At 68.3% G+C, this 17,487-nt stretch carries 15 protein-coding genes; 1 reads left to right on the top strand and 14 read right to left on the bottom strand.

Annotated features, from left to right (window positions below; all coding sequences use genetic code 11):
- Nucleotides 1-22 precede the first annotated feature (22 nt).
- On the top strand, nucleotides 23-1,552 hold the full coding sequence (locus tag VQ042_RS00465) for a cryptochrome/photolyase family protein (protein ID WP_331814395.1): 1,530 nt from the start codon (nucleotides 23-25) through the stop codon (nucleotides 1,550-1,552).
- A gap of 194 nt (nucleotides 1,553-1,746) precedes the next feature.
- Here the strand turns inward: VQ042_RS00465 and VQ042_RS00460 are convergent, their stop codons facing one another.
- The 14 genes from VQ042_RS00460 to VQ042_RS00395 all read right to left on the bottom strand — a co-directional run bounded on the left by VQ042_RS00460 (nucleotide 1,747) and on the right by VQ042_RS00395 (nucleotide 17,424).
- The gene (locus VQ042_RS00460; RefSeq protein WP_331814393.1) at nucleotides 1,747-2,751 is read right to left on the bottom strand and encodes a hypothetical protein; all 1,005 of its coding nucleotides are present in this window, start codon (nucleotides 2,749-2,751) and stop codon (nucleotides 1,747-1,749) included.
- Complete coding sequence (locus tag VQ042_RS00455) at nucleotides 2,748-3,188, bottom strand: phage holin family protein (RefSeq protein WP_331814391.1); 441 nt, start codon at nucleotides 3,186-3,188, stop codon at nucleotides 2,748-2,750. Before VQ042_RS00455 ends, VQ042_RS00460 begins: the two co-directional genes overlap by 4 nt.
- The gene (locus VQ042_RS00450; protein WP_331814389.1) at nucleotides 3,185-3,901 is read right to left on the bottom strand and encodes a hypothetical protein; all 717 of its coding nucleotides are present in this window, start codon (nucleotides 3,899-3,901) and stop codon (nucleotides 3,185-3,187) included. Before VQ042_RS00450 ends, VQ042_RS00455 begins: the two co-directional genes overlap by 4 nt.
- 393 nt (nucleotides 3,902-4,294) lie before the next feature.
- Nucleotides 4,295-5,119 (bottom strand): manganese catalase family protein, encoded by an 825-nt coding sequence (locus tag VQ042_RS00445; RefSeq protein ID WP_331814388.1) that lies wholly within the window; start codon nucleotides 5,117-5,119, stop codon nucleotides 4,295-4,297.
- Between the two features lie 71 nt (nucleotides 5,120-5,190).
- Nucleotides 5,191-5,640, bottom strand: coding sequence for a ferritin-like domain-containing protein (locus VQ042_RS00440; RefSeq protein ID WP_331814386.1), 450 nt, complete (start codon nucleotides 5,638-5,640; stop codon nucleotides 5,191-5,193).
- Nucleotides 5,641-5,941: 301 nt separating this feature from the next.
- Nucleotides 5,942-7,801, bottom strand: coding sequence for a CHASE2 domain-containing protein (locus VQ042_RS00435; RefSeq protein WP_331814384.1), 1,860 nt, complete (start codon nucleotides 7,799-7,801; stop codon nucleotides 5,942-5,944).
- A 4-nt stretch (nucleotides 7,802-7,805) separates the two neighbouring features.
- Nucleotides 7,806-8,321 (bottom strand): FecR domain-containing protein, encoded by a 516-nt coding sequence (locus tag VQ042_RS00430; protein WP_331814382.1) that lies wholly within the window; start codon nucleotides 8,319-8,321, stop codon nucleotides 7,806-7,808.
- Between the two features lie 149 nt (nucleotides 8,322-8,470).
- Nucleotides 8,471-9,937, bottom strand: a complete 1,467-nt coding sequence (locus tag VQ042_RS00425; RefSeq protein ID WP_331814380.1) for an amidase — start codon at nucleotides 9,935-9,937, stop codon at nucleotides 8,471-8,473.
- A gap of 28 nt (nucleotides 9,938-9,965) precedes the next feature.
- A complete protein-coding gene (locus tag VQ042_RS00420; protein WP_331814541.1) occupies nucleotides 9,966-11,102 on the bottom strand; it encodes a M20/M25/M40 family metallo-hydrolase in 1,137 nt (378 codons plus the stop codon).
- 37 nt (nucleotides 11,103-11,139) lie between these two features.
- Entirely contained in the window at nucleotides 11,140-12,303 is a 1,164-nt protein-coding gene (locus VQ042_RS00415) for a M20 aminoacylase family protein (protein ID WP_331814378.1), read from the bottom strand.
- A gap of 57 nt (nucleotides 12,304-12,360) precedes the next feature.
- Nucleotides 12,361-13,893: a M81 family metallopeptidase gene (locus VQ042_RS00410; RefSeq protein WP_331814376.1), complete on the bottom strand. Its 1,533-nt coding sequence runs from the start codon at nucleotides 13,891-13,893 to the stop codon at nucleotides 12,361-12,363.
- Nucleotides 13,890-15,590, bottom strand: coding sequence for an ABC transporter ATP-binding protein (locus VQ042_RS00405; RefSeq protein ID WP_331814374.1), 1,701 nt, complete (start codon nucleotides 15,588-15,590; stop codon nucleotides 13,890-13,892). The genes VQ042_RS00410 and VQ042_RS00405 overlap by 4 nt, the downstream gene beginning before the upstream one ends.
- The gene (locus tag VQ042_RS00400) at nucleotides 15,590-16,483 is read right to left on the bottom strand and encodes an ABC transporter permease (protein ID WP_331814372.1); all 894 of its coding nucleotides are present in this window, start codon (nucleotides 16,481-16,483) and stop codon (nucleotides 15,590-15,592) included. Before VQ042_RS00400 ends, VQ042_RS00405 begins: the two co-directional genes overlap by 1 nt.
- Nucleotides 16,483-17,424, bottom strand: coding sequence for an ABC transporter permease (locus VQ042_RS00395; protein WP_331814370.1), 942 nt, complete (start codon nucleotides 17,422-17,424; stop codon nucleotides 16,483-16,485). The genes VQ042_RS00400 and VQ042_RS00395 overlap by 1 nt, the downstream gene beginning before the upstream one ends.
- Between the last annotated feature and the right edge of the window lie 63 nt (nucleotides 17,425-17,487).

Below are 17,487 nucleotides of genomic sequence, written 5' to 3'. Positions count from 1 at the left end.
GCGTCTTTTCGAGGTCCTGCTGATGGCCGGAATCCGCAACCTCATCCTGGTGCTCGGCGACCAGCTGACGCCGAATCTGACCAGCCTGGCCGCCGGCGACCCCTCGCAGGACCGTGTGCTCATGGCCGAGCTGCACGACGAGGCGACCTATGTGCGCCACCACAAGAAAAAGATCGCCTTCCTGTTCTCGGCCATGCGCCACTTTGCCGACGAACTGCGCCGCGCCGGCTGGACGGTCGACTACGTGACCCTCGATGCGCCTGGCAATCGGGGGAGTTTCACCGAGCAGGTCGCGCAGGCCGAGGCCGAGCTCCGGCCGGAGCGCATCCTCGTCACCGAGGCGGGCGAGTGGCGGGTGTCGCAGATGCTGGAGGGCTGGCGCACGCGGTTCGCAGTCCCCGTCGAGATTTTGCCGGACGACCGGTTCCTTTCCTCACCGGCGGAGTTCCGGGAATGGGCTTCGGGCCGCAAGCAGCTGCGCATGGAATATTTCTACCGCGACATGCGCCGCAAGACCGGGCTGCTGATGGAGGGCGACAAACCGGTCGGCGGCAAATGGAACTACGATGCCGAAAACCGCAAGCCGGCCGACGTCGATCTCTTCATGCCGCAGCCGAAGACCTGTGAACCCGATGCCATCAGCCAGGACGTGCTGGCGCTGGTGGCGGCGCGCTTCGGCAACCATTTCGGCGATCTGGAGCCCTTCCGCTTCGCCGTCACGCGGAACGATGCCCAGACGGCCTTCGACGCTTTCCTACAAGACGCCCTGCCGAATTTCGGTGACTTTCAGGACGCGATGCTGACCGGGCAGCCGTTCCTGTATCATGCCGTCATCGCGCAATATCTGAATTGCGGGCTGCTCGACCCGCTGCGCGTCTGCCGGCAGGTGGAGGATGCCTACCGCTCCGGCACCGTGCCGCTGAACGCGGCGGAGGGCTTCATCCGCCAGATCATCGGCTGGCGCGAATATGTCCGTGGGATCTACTGGCTGAAGATGCCGGGCTACGAGCGCAGCAACCATTTCGGCCACACGCGTCCGCTGCCGGATTTCTACTGGACGGCTGAGACCGACATGGCCTGCGTCAGGGCAGCGGTCACGCAGACCAAGGAGTTGGCCTATGCCCACCACATCCAGCGCCTGATGATCACCGGCAATTTCGCGATGCTGGCCGGGGTCGATCCGTACGAACTGCACGAATGGTATCTGTGCGTCTATGCCGACGCCTATGAATGGGTGGAACTGCCCAACACGGTGGGCATGAGCCAGTTCGCCGATGGAGGCCTGCTCGCCTCCAAGCCCTATGCGGCGAGCGGCGCCTACATCAATCGCATGTCGGATTACTGCGGGCATTGCCGCTATGACGTGAAGCAGCGCACGGGCCCCGATGCCTGTCCGTTCAACGCGCTCTACTGGGACTTCATTGCCAGGCACCGCGACAAGATCTGTCACAATCCCCGCATGGCGCAGATGGTCCGCACCTACGACAAGTTCGCGGACGACGAGCAGCAGCGGATCGCGGACAGCGCAGCGGCATTTCTGGCGAGCCTCTGACAGGCAGGCGGACCGCCGCAAGGACACTGGCGATCGGGCAATCCGCAGGAAAGGTCAGGTGCGGAGCGGATTTATTCGAGAGCTGCAAGCGAGCGGTCTGGGGATGGGTGCGCGACCGCATGCGATACAAAACCCCGCGAACCGATGAACGGCTCGCGGGGTCTGCCAAGTCTCTCAAGCAAGGGTTGCGCGGCCTAGTAGCCCTTCTTGCCCGCCTCGGTCCTGGCCGTCTCGCCGGCCGTCCGGGTGACGTCGGCGACCTTCTCGGCCAGAGTCTCGGAGGTGTCCTTGGAGGAACTCGGCTTCAGGCCCTTTTCCTCCGCCTCCTTGCTGGCAGCGTCATAGGCCTTGACGGCGACATCCTCGGCACTGTGGGCAGCCTCACGGGCCCGGTCGTAGGCTGCGTCCTTGACCTCGTCCCGCGCTTCGCCCATCCACTCGTCCTCGCGCCGCGTCGACGGCAGCATGGCGCCGACAGCAGCGCCGACCGCCAGGGCGATGGCGCCGAAGACCAGCGGCTCCTCATGGATCATGTCGGCGATGTTGCGCTGGGCGCGCGCGCCGCTCCGGTAGGCCTGCCGGCCGGCGCGCATGGCACCGTCCGCGGCAGACGAGACGGCGTCACCCGCGTCATGCATGCCGCGGCGCGAGGCGTCGGCGGCGGAACGGGACGTATCGCGAACCGACTGGCCGGCGCCGCGCAGGCCGCTGGCCGCCTTCGAGCCGGCGCTCGATCCCGCATCGCGGACCGAGCCCGCGGTGTTGGAGACCTTGGCGCCAATGCCTTCGCCGCCTGACGAACCGCCGCCGGACGAACCGACGCCCGACGTGCTGACGCCGGACTGCGGCGCAGGACGCTCCGTCCCGGGCGGGAAGGCCTCTTCGAACCGGTCATACTCCCGGTCGTCGCGCCAGTCATTGAAGCGGTCGGACACCGCGTGGCCCCGGGCCCGGGCGCCGTCGCCCATCAGCAACCAGGCAAAGCCGGCGCCGACCAGTCCCAGCGCAAGGGGATTGTCCCGAACCTGTCGTCCGAGGTTCTTCACCGTGTCGGCGCCCTGGCCTTCCTTGAGGTAGCCGGAGAATTCGTCCACCATCTGGCCCACAGAGAGCCGTCCGCGGATGGCGTCGAAGGTGGAATCGAGATTGGAGCGATGCGCTTCGGCCTCTTTCTCCAACCGGTCGGTATCGCTGCTCATCGGGTCTGCTCCTTTGCGAGCCGGGCATCCTTGCTCAGCTGGTTGGTACTGCGCGTCGGCGCGAGGCTGCCGGGCGCCAAGTCCTTGCGGCCCTTCATCAGGAGCGCGGCACCGATGGCGGCGATGATGACGCCGACGATGAGCGCTGCCCAACCCGGGCCGATGTCGGGGTCGCCGATCTGCGCCACGGCCGTGACGAGCGCCCCGGTCAGGGTGATCAGCGCGACGAGAAGCAAGATCGCGCCCGCGGCGATCGATCCGCCGGCGGTCTCGATCTGCGTGACCTTGTCGGACAGTTCGGACCGGATGAGGCGGGTCTCGGTCTGGACGAGTTCGCTGGTCTCACGCAGGGCGTGAACGACCAGATCCGGCAGCGACCGTGGTTCGGACGGCGTGCGGGGCTCGCCCGTGTGGGTATCTCTTGGCTCGACGCTCATTTTCTGTCTCCCGGCAATGTGGTTGTCGTGGACGCGGGCGAAACCGGAGACGGCGCGGGTCTTGCGGGATTCACCGGACCGCGCGTGGTCCCCGTGACGGGATCGCCGTCGCGCGGGAAAGCGCCTTCCGTCGGCCGCGGCTGATCCGAATAGGACGCACGGTAGCCTGCCGGAACCGGACCGCCGGTGGGGCGGGACGGGCCGTCATTGCTCCGGGGCGCGTAATCGTCCGTCTCGTGCTCGCTCGAGGAGCGGGCGAAACGACCCAGCGCCAGGCCGGCAAGCGCGGCACCGGCGAGGAACGTCGCCGGCCGTTCGCGGGCAAAGCGGGCGACGGACCGTGTCAGTTCGCCGACATCCTTGCCGTGGATCGTCTTGGAGGCCTGCTCCAGGCCGCCGGCGACTTCGCGAACGAGGCTGGACGCCATCGACTGATCGCGGGTGCCCAACTCGTCGGACGCCTTGCGAACCGCGGCGGCGAAGTCATCGAGACCGCTTGCGACGGTTTCCTTGCCGCGCTCGCCTTCTTCCTGGGCCCTCTGCCGGGCCTTGCCGGACAGATCGGAGGCTGCGTCACGAAGATTGTCGGTGGCTTTTCCAGCCTCGGCCTTTGCCGATTCGGTTTCCTGGCGGATGCGGTCCCTGGATCGGTCGAGATCTGCCTTGGCCTGATCGGACTGCGGTGTTTTGGGTGGGGACGTATCGGATGTCATGGGTTCAAACCTCTCAGCTGAGACCAAGGAAAGACAGGATGAGGAGAATCACGACGATCAGTCCGATGATGTAGATGATGCTGTTCATGGGACTGCCTTCTCGATGGGGAAATGTTTCAGCGCTGGAATGCGACTGAACGGAACTCGTCGATGTTGGACTGGCCTGAAGTTGCAGACGATTTTGTTCGTCGGCTGTGATGTGGCGGCAGCCCGGAACTGACGGAGGAAGGCGATGAGGAAGCCGGTTGTTCCGCAAAGAACGCTTAGGCGCCTACGTTGCTGGCCGGATGTGCGAAATCATCGCCCGGTACGGGCTAACCTTCGGCCCAGGCACGCGAATCGCGTGACTGTGGGGGCGGGCGAGGCTTTGCCTCGCCCGCCATGGACCTGTCGTCAGATCTGTTCCGTCTGCACGCCGGAATTGGGCTTGGCCTTGCCGAGCGTCGGCTTCTGGCCGAGGGGCTCCGGCTGCTGCTTGACGGTGAACTCGCCGCGTCCGTCGAGGGACGGACCGGACGCCCAGCGACCCTTCGGGGCTTCCTCGTCCAGATGCGTGTTCAGGTAATAGTAGGAGTGCTCGGTGGCTTCGTGGGCCTCGGGCGTCGAGTTCGGCACTGGCAGGGCCGCGTTCAGGCCGCCCATCTCTTCCAGCACGGCCAGCCACTGCTGCTGATGCATCGTGTCCCGGGCGATCAGGAAGGACAGCATGTCCTTCATGCCGGCGTCCTCGGTCCAGTTGTAGAGGCGCGATGCCAGGACACGGCCACCGGCTTCGGCCGTCACATTGGCCAGCATGTCGGCGGCGACATTGCCGGTCGCATAAACGTGGCTCATGTCGAATGGCACGCCGTTGGCATTCACCGGCATTGCCGAAAGGCCCGAGGACAGCAGGTGCCGCGGATTGGCGCCGCCGAGAATGGCGTGCACGACCGGGTCCTTGGCGGCCTCTTCCTTTGCGGTAACCGGGGCACCCTCGAGGTTCAGAGCGACGGCGTGACCGAGGAACTCGATGTGTGACAGCTCTTCCGTCGCGGTCGACATCAGCAGGTTGCGGATGCGGTCGTCGCCGCGTGCGCCCATGGCCTGGAAGAAATACTGCATCGCGACGCGAATCTCGCCCTCGACACCGCCGATCGCCTGCTGCAGGAGCTTGGCGAACTGCGGATCCGGCTTGTCGACGCGGACGGTGTATTGGAGCTTGGATGAATGGTGAAACATGGGGAGTCCCTTCGGGTTTTACTGTGAGATGTTCGTGGGGAGGCGGGTTGCCGGAACGGCCGGCAAGGCCGTCAAAGGTTGGCTGCCGTGGTTTCCATCCACGCACGATGCCGCTCTTCGTCGGCCAGCGCATGGGCGAAGAAGACCTTCGACTTCTCGACCGCCTCGCCATGCTCGGCCGCGCGCCGGTAAGCGGTGACGGTGTCGTTCTCGTTGGATTTCATCGCCTTCAGGATGGCGCTGTCGCCGGCCAGGCTGGCCAGGGCCACCTTGCCCGTCGTCAGGAATTCCTTGATGTCGCCGGACTGGGGCGGATCGAACGCCAACTCGCGGGCCATCTCCCGGAGCACGTCGAGATGATGCAGGTGATCCTTGCGGAATGCTGCGACCTGTGTCGCGAGGCTCTTGTCCGAAAGCTTGTCGATGGCGGTTTCATAGGCTGCTATGGCGTCGTTTTCGAGCAGGATGAGATCCCGCACGAGGGACTTGATGTCGCCTTCGTGTCCAACTGTCGTGACCATGAATGTCTCCCTGGGTAACGGCCGCGTCTCAACTGCTCGCCTGGCAAGCAGAGGCGATGGCGGAGAGGATCAACGCGCTGTCGTTGTCTAGACGCTACAAGGGAGTGGCGACCGCGATTGTTGCAATGAAGATTGGTACTCGGCTAACCGCTCACCCGAACTGGTTGCAAAGCGCAGCGGCCTGCTGGAGGTCTCGGCAAGAGGCGCCATGCGGTCTTGTCCATGGGGCGGCGGAGCCGAACCGGTCGGGGGCCGGTCAACAGGCGGACAGGATCCGGCGCTGCGGGCTCTCGTTGCCGCCTCAATCGCCCGTGCGGCCGGCCGTCTCGCCTGGGAGGTGCCGCCAGAGGGCGACCTCGATGGCCGCGCTGCGGCCGCGAATGGTGGCCAGATGCACCGCGTCGGGCTTGGCGGGGGACTGTCCATCCTGTGCCATCGCCGCGATCGACGCGGTCGAGACGGCAAACACCGCGCCTTCGGCCTTGGCGACCTCCATCAGCCGGCTCGCCAGATTGACCGTGTCGCCGCTGACGCTGATCTGCTGGTGGGCGTCATGGCCGAGGCGGGCGAGGACGACCGGGCCGGCGTGCAGGCCGAGCCGCAGGCCTAGGTCGCCTGGCTCCGGCTGCTGCGTTTCGATCCAGCTGTGCGTGCGGCCGGCCAACGCCAGTCCCGCCGCGAAGGCACGTCCCGCCGCATTGCCGGCCTGCTCGACGATCCCGAAGACGATCATGGCGCCGTCGCCCATGAAGTTCATCACCACGCCCTGATGGTCGGCGACCGTGTCGACCACGAGTGTGTGGAAGGCCTTGAGGAAGCTCTGTGTGCGGGCGGGACCGAGCGCCTCGCTGTGTCGGGTGAAGCCGGAAAGGTCGAGAAACAGGACGGCCGCCCATTGTTCGACCGGCTGCTTCAGATAGTTCGGGTCCGTCGCGATGCGCTCGGCGAGCAGCGCGGGCTGGAAGCGGCGCAGCGCGGTCTCCGCGGTGAGGACCGTTCGCGCCTGGCGGCGCTCGTGCACCTGGCGCGCGAAGCCTGCTAACGCGATCGGCGGCGCCGCGGCGACCAGGGGCAGGGCGGCGCTCATCCAGATGTCGCCCGCGAACAGCATGACGGTTCCCCCCAGGACAGCCACGAGGACCAGCCCGATGATGGGCAGGCTTCCGGTCAGCGGCACCAGCAGGACCAGCAGCACGCCGCCGAGGGCCAGCAGCAGGGACAGGGATGCATCGACCCGGCGGATCGTCGCGGTGCGGGCGAGGCTCCGGCCGTCGAGCAGTTGCGCGATGCCGGTCGCCTGGACCTCGACGCCCGGCGTAACCGGATCGAAGGGGGTGGGGAAGGTGTCGCCGACGCCGGTCGCGGTGACCCCGAGCACGACGATGCTGCCGGACAGGGACGGCCCGCGACCCGACAGGACCTCTTGGGCGCTGACCGTCCGGATCGACCGGGCCGGGCCGTAGAAGCGCAGCGGAAGGTGCCAGCGCGCGTCGAGCGAGACCGGGTTGCCGCCGAGGGTGACGCTGTCGGCTGTCAGCACCGGGTCGGCACGCCGGTGAAGGCTGGCTGCGCGCAGGGGGAAGCCCTGGAGAAGGCCGCGTTGCGAGTGGAACAGCAGCGGCAGGTGACGCGGCGTTCCGCCTGCATCGGTCGCGACATTGGCAAGGCCGATCGCGGCCGCCTGCTCGAATTGCGGCAAGGGCCACAGCTCGTCGTCGGACGTGGGCGCGGCGACCGCCTGCAGGCTGTCCTGCCGGAACCGGCCCGCGGCGGCGATGACGCTGGGAAGGCTGGCCAGCGCCTCGACCAGCGCCGTGTCAGCCTCGGTCTCCGTCGGATCGACGAGAAGAATGTCGACCGCCAGCGTGCTTGCGCCCGCCGCACCGAGCTGTTGCGCCAGACGAGCAAGGCGCCGCCGGTCGAGAGGGTAGCCGCCCTCGGCGGCGACCGTCGCATCGTCGATGGCGACGATCACGACCTCGTCGGGCGCGTCGCGTCGGCCGGCGATGAGAAGCCGAAGATCGGTGAGCGGCGCCTCAAGACGATCGACGACGCTGCGCTGTCCCCCGATATGCATCATGCCGAACCATCCGGCCCAGGCGATGGCGGCAAGGCAGGCAAGGGCGATGGCCGGTAGCGGAACCCGTGACAGGCGCCGCAAGGGTCTAGCGTCCGAAGCGCGAGAACAGCCGGGCCACACGCTCCTGCGGCCAGAGCCTGACCGTCAGGGCTTCGCCGGGGCTGACATCGACGCCTTCGCCCGGCCCGAGAACGACAGCGTCGGGGCCCGATCGCCGGCCGACCTGCACCTGCCCTTCGGCGACGAAGACGGCAGTGGTGCCGGCCGCGACGTCGACCGCATAGACGGTGCCGCGCACCGATGCGATCGCATGCGGCGTCATGATCTGGAAGGGCCGCGCGGTCGTCAGCTCGATGAGCACCGCATTGCCGTCAAGCCGGATGGCATGGGGCGGCCCGCCCGATGCGGGGGCGAGGATCTGCAGTCGGGCGGCGGCCTCGGCTTCGATGATCAGCCCACCGGGGCAGCGGATGGCCGTGCGTGGCGGATCGCGCAGGGTGACGGAAGTGCAGGTACCGTCCTGCTGGGCGCGAGCCGACCCGCAGATCGCCAGGACAAGGACGCACGCCGCCACGAACTGTCGGAAAAGAGAGACTGTCATGCGTCGTCTCCTCATGGCGATCCGTTGCGACTGCAGACGGTGGCGCCACGGGGAGGGTCCTCCACAGCTCGGTTCAGGTCAACTGTACCTCCGGTCCAGCGGCCGCGGTCGATCGCGGACATCGTCCGGCGTTGCAGGCCGCGCCGCCATCAGCCCTGGCGTTCGACCCTGCGGGCCAGCCCCAGGAGATCGGCTTCGCGGCCGAGCGGCGCGATGATCTGGACGCCCGTCGACAGCCCATCCCGGAAACCCGCGGGCAGAGCGAGAACGGGGCAGCCGGACAGGGTGGCCGGAGCGACGCATTCCATCCAGCGGTGGTAGCTGTCCATCGGCCGGCCGTCGATGGCCTTGGGCCATCGCTCGCCGACGGGGAACGGCCAGACCTGCGCAGCCGGCAGGGCGAGGAAGTCGAACCGCGCGAAGAGTTCGAGAAGACGCAGATGCCATGCGGTCCGCACTTCGCAGGCCTCCTGGAAGGCGAGGGCCGACAGCCGCTGCCCGTGCTCGATCTCCCAGGCCATTTCCGGCTTCAGGAGTGTGCGTGTCGCAGCGTCGTCGTGGAGCGGGCCGTAGCGGGCGGCGACCGCCACATGGCGCTGGATGACGAAGCTCTGCCAGAGCTGCTCGGCGTCGAAGCCGAGATCGGCCGCTTCCGTTTCCGCACCGGGAATGCGTCCCAGCGCGTCCCGCCCGGTCTCCAGGATGCCCGCCTCCGTCGCGAGATGGCCGCCGAAATCGGCGAGCCAGCCGATCCGGATCGGCACACCGTCCGCGATCCCCGGCGTTCCCAAATCGGCGAGCCCCGCCGACAGCGGCTGCCGCGGATCGTCGCCTGCCTGTACGCCCAGAAGCAGCGCCAAATCGTCGGCGGTGCGCGCCATCGGCCCGTCGGTGGCCAGCGCGGCCTCGAAGACGTTGCCCGACGGCAGGCTCGGCACCCGGCCGAAGGAGGGACGCAGGCCGTAGACGTTGTTGAAGGCGGCCGGGTTGCGCAGCGAGCCGCCCATGTCCGAGCCGTCGGCCAGCGGCAGCATGCGGGTGGCGAGGGCGACGGCCGCGCCGCCGCTCGACCCGCCGGCGCTGTGGTCGGGCGCGAAGGCGTTGCCGGTGGCGCCGAAGACCTCGTTGAAGGTGTGGGAGCCGAGCCCGAATTCCGGCGTGTTGGTCTTGCCCACGATGATCGCGCCGGCCGCGCGGATGCGCGCGGTGGAAAGACCATCCAGATCGGGCACATGGTCGCGATAGATCGGCGAGCCGAAGGTCGTCGTCAGCCCGCGGGTCGGCGAGAGATCCTTGATCGCAATCGGCAGGCCGTGCAGCGGGCCGGTCTCGGCGCCGCTCGCCAGCGCCCGGTCCGCGGCCGCGGCGTCGGCGAGGACCGCCTCCCGGGAGCGCCGGGAGACAATGGCGTTGTAGCGCGGGTTGAGGGCATCGATCCGGTCGAGGAACGCGGTGACGACCTCGGCTACAGACAGCCGCCTTGCCCGCATCGCCGCGACGAGCGCCATCGCGCTCATGGCGCAGATCCCCGGGACGCTGTCCGGCGCCCGCAGATGGCCGGGCCGGTCGAAGGACGTCAGCGTCTCGCCGTCCCGCGGCGGCCGGCCAGCCGTCACGGGCGCGGCGTTCCGGCCCGGTGCCGCATCATGCGCCGAGTTCTGCCAGGAGCCCGGCGATCAGCCGGCCACGCGAGGCAAGGCTGGACACCTCGATATGCTCGTTCAGCGTATGGACGTCCTTTCCGACCACCCCGAGGCCGTCCAGTGTTGGGAGACCCATGGCGCCGGTGAAATTGCCGTCCGAGCCGCCGCCCTCGCTGGCATGGGCGAGATCGAAGCCCAGCTCGTTGCCGATCCGCCGAACGCGCCGATAGAGCTCCATCGTGCCCTCGCTGGCTTCCCAGACCGGGCGCACGACGCTCTTCTCCACGAAGAACCCCGTGCCGTCCGCTTCGCGCTTGTCGAAGGCGAGGATGTTCTCGGCACCCCGGTCGAGGTCCTCCTGGCGCTTGGCCATGGACAGGCATTCGGCCCGCGCGATCGTGGGCACGCAGTTCACCCACTGGCCGCCATGCATGACGGAAACAGAGAAGGTGCAGTCCTCGTCGGTCATGTCCTCGATGGCGATGAGCTGCCGCGCCATCATCTTCACCGCCGACTGGCCGGCCTTCAGCGCCGCGCCGGCATGGCTCGGCCGGCCCATGGCGGTCAGGTGATAGCGGGCGATGGCATAGCGGCCGGTGACCACCGTGTTGCGGGCCCAGGCGGGCTCGGGCACCAGGATGTAGCGGTGCTTGGCCGCCTCGGCCTCGATCAGCGAGCGCGTGCCGGGCGTGCCGATCTCCTCGTCCGAGGTCAGCAGCACGTGGACGGGCAGCGGCGTCTCGACGCCCATGTCGGCGAGCGCCTTGATCGCGCTGATCGCAGCGTAATTGCCACCCTTCATGTCGCAGATGCCCGGGCCCCAGCACAGGTCTCCCTCGCGGCGGAAGGGCAGCTTCTCGAGCGTGCCGAGGGGATGCACCGTATCGAGATGGCCGATGATCAGGATGCCCGGTTCGCCCGCCTTGGGGTGCGGGAAGGCGGCGCGGACGCAATTGCCCAGGCCCTCGGGGCCGGGAATGGTCTCGACCTCGAACCCCATGGCCTGCATGTCCTCGGCCGCCAGTGCCATCATCCGGTCGACGGACGGCTTGTCGTAGGTCGGGCTCTCGCATTCGACCCAGCGCTTCAGCCCGGTCAGCATCGTTTCCGCATCCAGCGGGATCTTGGTCACGTCCATCGTCACTCTCGCTTTCCTGAAAACTTTCGAGGGCCGGTCAGGCCGCAAGCCGCTTCTCGACGATGCGGGCCAGAAGGCTGGAGCCGATCGGCAGGACCGCGTCGTCGAGGACGAAGCCGGGATTGTGCAGGGGCATCGTGCCGCCATGGCCGACCCAGCAATAGGAACCGGGCACGGCCTGCAGCATGTCGGCGAAATCCTCGCTGCCCATGGTGGGCCGGGGATCGGTGTAGACCTGGTCCGCGCCGACGATCTCGACGGCCGCCTCGCGCAGCGCCTCGGTCTCGGCTTCGTGGTTCTCCAGCACCGAGAAGACGTCGCGGATGTCGACCGCGATCTCGCAGTCGTAGCTGGTCGCCAGACCGGCCGCGATCTCGCGGATGCGGGTGGCGACGAGCGCGGCGACATCGTCGTGGAAATAGCGGATCGTGCCGGCAAGTTCGGCCTCTTCGGGGATCACGTTGTAGGCCGAACCGGCGGCGAACTTGGTGATCGACAGGACCGCCGGCTGCAACGGGTTGACGTTGCGGCTGACGATCGATTGCAGGCTCTGGCCGAGCGCCATGGCGATGACGATCGGGTCCTTGGAATTGTGCGGCATGGCGGCATGGCTGCCGCGCGCCTTGATCTTGATGTCGAAGAACTTCGCCCCGGCCATGGCCTTGCCGGGAAACACGGCGACCTCGCCGAGCTCCAGGTCGGGCATGTTGTGGAGTCCGTAGATCTCGTCGCAGGGAAAGCGCTCGAACAGGCGGTCGGCGATCATCGCGCGGGCCCCGCCCAGACCCTCCTCGGCGGGCTGGAAGACGAACATGGCGGTGCCCTTGAAGCCGCGATGGGCGGCCAGATAGCGGGCCGCGCCGAGCAGCATGGTCGTGTGTCCGTCATGGCCGCAGCCATGGAAGCGTCCCGGATTGGTCGAGCGGTAGGGCAGGTTGGTGAACTCCTCCATCGGCAGGGCGTCCATGTCGGCCCTCAGCCCGATGGTGCGGCCTTCGCCTCCGGTGCCGCGCAGGATGCCGACGACGCCGGTCCCGCCGATGCCCTCATGAACCTCGTCGACGCCGTAGCTCCTCAGCGCCTCGGCGACGACGGAGGCGGTGCGCTTTTCCTCGAAGCCGATCTCCGGATGGGCGTGCAGATCGTGTCGGATCGCCGTCAGCTCTTCGGCGAAGCTCTTGATCTCGGGAATGATGGTCATGGTCGGGCTCCTCGTTGTCTCGGCCGCGGCAACGCGGCCACATTCATTCATGGCGGCTCAGGAAGGCGGGGGATCGAAGGCCGGCCCCGCGGGCGACAGGTCGATGCCCGGCCGAAGCCGGCGGAAGGGCAGGTCGGCCGGCGACAGCGGCATCGGGCCCGGCGCCGTGCAGGTCAGGATCGTCTCGGCGACGGGGGCGAAATCGGCGCGAAAATGCACCGAGCTCTTGTTGACGAGAATGGCCTCGCCTTCCGGTTCGATGCCGACGAAGCGATACATCTCGCGGTCGGCCATCTGCGCCTTGGCCGAGGCGACGACGACGCGCACGCCGCCGATCGCCAGGCAGGCGGACGGGCCGAGCCGCATGCGCGCGCCGCCGTAGAAGGCCCCCGACGCGACGACGTCGCCGTCGGACAGGGCCGTGACCTGGAAGACACCGGTGAACGGCGTGTCGCCCGCCACGCCGGCTGCGCCGCCCAGCGTGATCTCGACCGATGCGCCGACCCCGGCCGCATGGGCGGCGGCCGCTGCCTGCGGGTCGAACATCACGCCGATCGCGGCGCGCTTCGCATCGGCCGCGACGAGCGCCTTCAGCATGCCGGTGGTATTGGAATCGCCGCCGGCGCCGGGATTGTCCTGGGTGTCGGCGATGACGACGGGGCGCGAGGCGCCGGCGGCGATCCGCATGGCCTCGCGCACGCCGTCCAGCGGCGCAAAGGCCTTGCCGGCATAGGCGGTGCGCGCCGCCACGACCCTGGCAGCGATGGCATTCGCCGCCGCGTCGACGGCCGCCTGGTCGCTTCCATAGGCGAGGACGGACGGCCCGCAATCGGGGATGTCGGCGGCCGGAAAGCCGCAGAGATAGGACACGCTGGCCACCGCGCCGGTTTCCAGCTTCGGCAGGCCGCCGTAGATCGCGGCGTTCGGCTCCATCGTCGTCGACTGCCATGCGATCGGGATGAGGAAGGGGATCTGCCGGAATGCCTTGGCGTGGCGCTCGCCGGCGAGCAGGGGCGCCAGCTGCTCGGCGGTACGGCGCCCGGTCTCGGCCATGTCGACATGGGGATAGGTGCGATAGGCGACCAGCACGTCGCTCTCGGCCACCATCTGCGCCGTCACGTTGCCATGCAGGTCGAGACTGGCGACCAGCGGCACGCCGGGGCCGATGACCCGGCGCACCCGCGCCAGGATCTCGCCCTCGCCATCGTCGAGATGATCGCAGACCATGGCGCCGTGCAGGTCGAGATAGACCGCGTCGACCGGAAGCACCGCCGCGATGGCATCGACAATCCGTCCGGCGATCGCCTCGAAGGCGTCCTCGGTGACATGGGCCGAGGGGACCGCCGCGCACCACAGGGTCGGCACGAGCTGCCAACCGCGCCGCTCGGCCTCCGCCACGAAGCCGCAGATGCCCATGTTGACGTTGCGCGTGGCGGTGATCATCGCCGGCCCCTCGGCGAGGGCCGGCCAGCCGCCGCCATGCTCGAAGGCGGCGTAGTCGGCCTTCGTGGGCGCGAAGGTGTTGGTCTCGTGCATGAAGCCGCCCACCGCGATGCGCGGGGCGGGCGCTGCGTTCGCGTGGTCTGTCATGCCGGCACGGTCGTATCCCTGAAGCCTGCCGCGCCGGGCAGGGGACGAAAGTTCGGAAAGTCCCAGTAGCGTCCCGGGGCCGCGTCGATCAGCTCGCGCGTATAGGTCTCGCGCGGATTGCCCAGCACCTCGGCGGTCGGGCCGTATTCGACCACCCGCCCGTTCTGCATCACCACGACCTCGTCGCAGATCTGCGCGGCGACCCGCAGATCGTGGGTGATGAACAGGAGGGCGACGCCGAGCCGTGCCTGGATGTCGTCGAGAAGGTCGAGGACCTGCGCCTGCACGGAGACGTCGAGGGCCGAGACCGCCTCGTCGGCGACGAGGACGTCCGGCTCCATGGCGAGGGCGCGGGCGATGGCGATGCGCTGGCGCTGGCCGCCCGAGAACTGGTGCGGATGCCGGTCGATGGCGTCCTTGGGAAGCCCGACGAGTTCCAGCAGCGTCTGGGCCTGCTCGCGGGCCTTGCGGGGCGGGGTGCCGTAATTGATCGGCCCCTCGGTGATGCTGTCGCCGACCGTCAGGCGCGGGTTGAGCGAGCGGTTGGGATCCTGGAAGATCATCTGGATGCGCTTGCGCCAGGGCCGCAGGGCCCGGCGCGACAGGCCCGATATGTCTGAGCCGCGCAGGCGGATGCTGCCGGCGGTCGGCTCGATCAGCCGCATCACGCAGCGCGCGACGGTGGACTTGCCGGAGCCGCTCTCGCCCACGATGCCGAGGGTGCGGCCGCGCCCGAGAACGAGGTTGACGTTCTTTGCCGCGACGGTGCCCTCCCGCTTCCTGAACAGCGAACCCTGGCTGTAGGTCATGCCGAGTTCGGTGGTCTCGAGGACGATCTCGCGGGAGCCTGCGGGACGCGCGTCGCGCGGCCGCAGGGCCGGCACAGCGGTCAGGAGGTCGCGGGTGTAGGGCCGCGTCGGCGCGGTGAGGATGGACCGGATCGGCCCGGATTCGACGATCTCGCCGGCGCGCATCACGTAGACGCGGTCGGCGATGTCGGCGACGACGCCCATGTCGTGGGTGATGAAGAGGACCGAAGTGCCGAGGCGCTCCTGGATCTCGCGGATCAGCTTCAGGATCTGCTTCTGGGTGGTGACGTCGAGCGCGGTCGTCGGCTCGTCGGCGATCAGCAGCTTGGGTTCCAGCACGAGCGCCATGGCGATCATCACGCGCTGGCGCTGGCCGCCGGAGAGCTGGTGCGGATAGGAACGGCACATCCGGTCGACGTCCGGCAGACGCACCAGCGAGAGGATGTCGCGGATGCGCGTGCGGCGTTCGGCGGCGCTCATGCTGGCATGGGCACTCAGCACCTCCTCCAGCTGGCTCTCGACCGTCATCACCGGGTTCAGCGCCGTCATCGGCTCCTGGAAGATCATCGACATGCGGGTGGCGCGCAACTGGCGCAGCCGCGACGCGCTGGCGGTCAGGATGTCCTCGTCCTCGACGAGGATGCGGCCGGAGCGGGCGGCGAGCGCGCCCTTCGGCAAGAGGCCCATCGTGGCGAGCGACGTCACCGACTTGCCCGAGCCGCTTTCGCCGACGAGGCAGACGGTCTCGCCGGGGCCGACCCGCAGCGAGATACGGTCGAGGATCGTCGCGGGGTTCCGGCCCTTCGTCTCGACGACGAGGTCCTCGACCACGAGGATATCGCCATTGGTCGCGGCGGCCGCCGTGCCCTGTTCGCGATGGTCGTTCATCAGGCCTCCCTCTTCTTGCCGAGGCGCGGGTCCATGACGTCGCGGGCGGTGTCGCCGAGGATGTTGATCGAGAGGATGGCGAGCGACAGGAACAGTCCCGGCCAGAAGATCAGGGAGGGCTTGAGCTGGAAGTAGAGCCGGCCCTCCGACATGATGTTTCCCCAGGACGGCGTCTCCGTGCCGATGCCGGCGCCGAGGAAGGACAGGATTGCCTCGGTCAGGATGGCCGAGGCGCAGACATAGGTGCCCTGCACGATCAGCGGCGCGATGGTGTTGGGCGTCAGATGCCGCCACATGATCTTCGGCAGGCTGGAGCCGACGGCGATGGCGGCCTCGACATAGGGTTCCTCGCGCGCCGACAGCACGACGGAGCGCACCAGCCGGACCACCCGCGGAATCTCCGGGATGGTGATGGCGATGAGCACGGTCCACAGGCTGGAACCGGCCAGCGAGACGATGGCGATGGCCAGGAGCACGCTTGGGATCGCCATCAGCCCGTCCATGATCCGCATCAGGATGGCGTCGAGCCAGCGGAAGAAGCCGGAGACGAGGCCGAGCGGCAGGCCGATCAGCACCGCCACCAGGGCAGCGCCAACGCCGACGATCAGCGAGATGCGGGCGCCGTAGAGGGTGCGCGAGAAGACGTCGCGGCCATAGGCGTCGGTCCCAAAGGGATGGGTGGTGCTGGCCGTAGCCAGGCGCTCCATCGGGTTCATCGCGATCGGGTCGAAGGGCGCGATGAGCGGCGCGAACAGCGCGCAGATGACGATCACCGCCAGGCAGATCGCCGCCAGCGTCGGCGCGAACCGCAGATCCGACAATTCGATGCGGGGCAGGAAGCGGCGCTTGATCACCGGCTCGGCTGCGTGGGGCAGGGCGTCTCTCCTGGCCATCAGTATCGAATCCTCGGGTCCATGAACGCGTAGGAGATGTCGATCAGAAGATTGATCACGACGTAGATGCCACTGGTCAGAAGGATCAGCGCCTGGATGACCGGATAGTCGCGGGCGAGAATGGCATCGACGGTCAACCGCCCGAGACCCGGAATGTTGAAGACGCTCTCGGTGACGACGACGCCGGAGATCATCAGCGCAAAGCCCGTGCCGACGACCGTGAGGATCGGGACGGCGGCGTTGCGCAGCGCGTGGCGGAAGAGGACGATCCGCTCGGACAGGCCCTTGGCCCGCGCCGTGCGGACATAGTCCTCGTCGAGGACGTCGAGCATCGCGGCGCGGGTCATGCGCGCGATGAGCGCGATGTAGATGGTGGCCAGCGTGAAGGCCGGCAGGATGATGCGCGCCAGGAACGGCCCGATGCCGTCGGACACGCTCCGGAAGCCCTGGACCGGCAGGAGGGCGAGATCGATCGCGAAGATCTGGATGAAGATGTAGCCGGTGACGAAGACCGGGATCGAGAAGCCGAGCACCGAGATCGCCATGATCACGTTGTCGGTCAGCGTGCCGTGGCGCCAGGCGGCCAGCACGCCCATCGGGATCGACAGGATCAGGGTGATCACCATGGTCACGATGGCAAGGCTGAGGGTGGGCTCCAGCCGCTGGCCGATCAGGGTCAGGACCGGGGTGCGCGAGATCAGCGATCGGCCGAAATCGCCGCTGAGAAGCTGTCCGCTCCAGGTGATGAACTGGGTCACCAGGGGCTCGTTCAGCCCGAGGCTCTGGCGGATCTGCGCGAGCTGCTCCGGGGTGGCCATGTCGCCGGCGATGATCGCCGCCGGGTCGCCCGGGGTCAGGCGCAGCAGCAGGAAGACGAACAGCGCCACGACGATCAGGACCGGAACCGAGGCCAGGACGCGGCGGAAGATGTAGGCAAGCATGTGTCGGGCCTCGCGGCGCAGGGCGCTGCAGAAGGGAACGGGTGACGCCGCGCCGTCAGCGAC

It is taken from the genome of Aurantimonas sp. A2-1-M11, from assembly GCF_036549475.1.
GTDB lineage: Bacteria > Pseudomonadota > Alphaproteobacteria > Rhizobiales > Rhizobiaceae > Aurantimonas.
The sequence above is the reverse complement of the archived record's forward strand: the minus strand, read 5'-3'. Positions and strand labels throughout refer to the sequence as shown.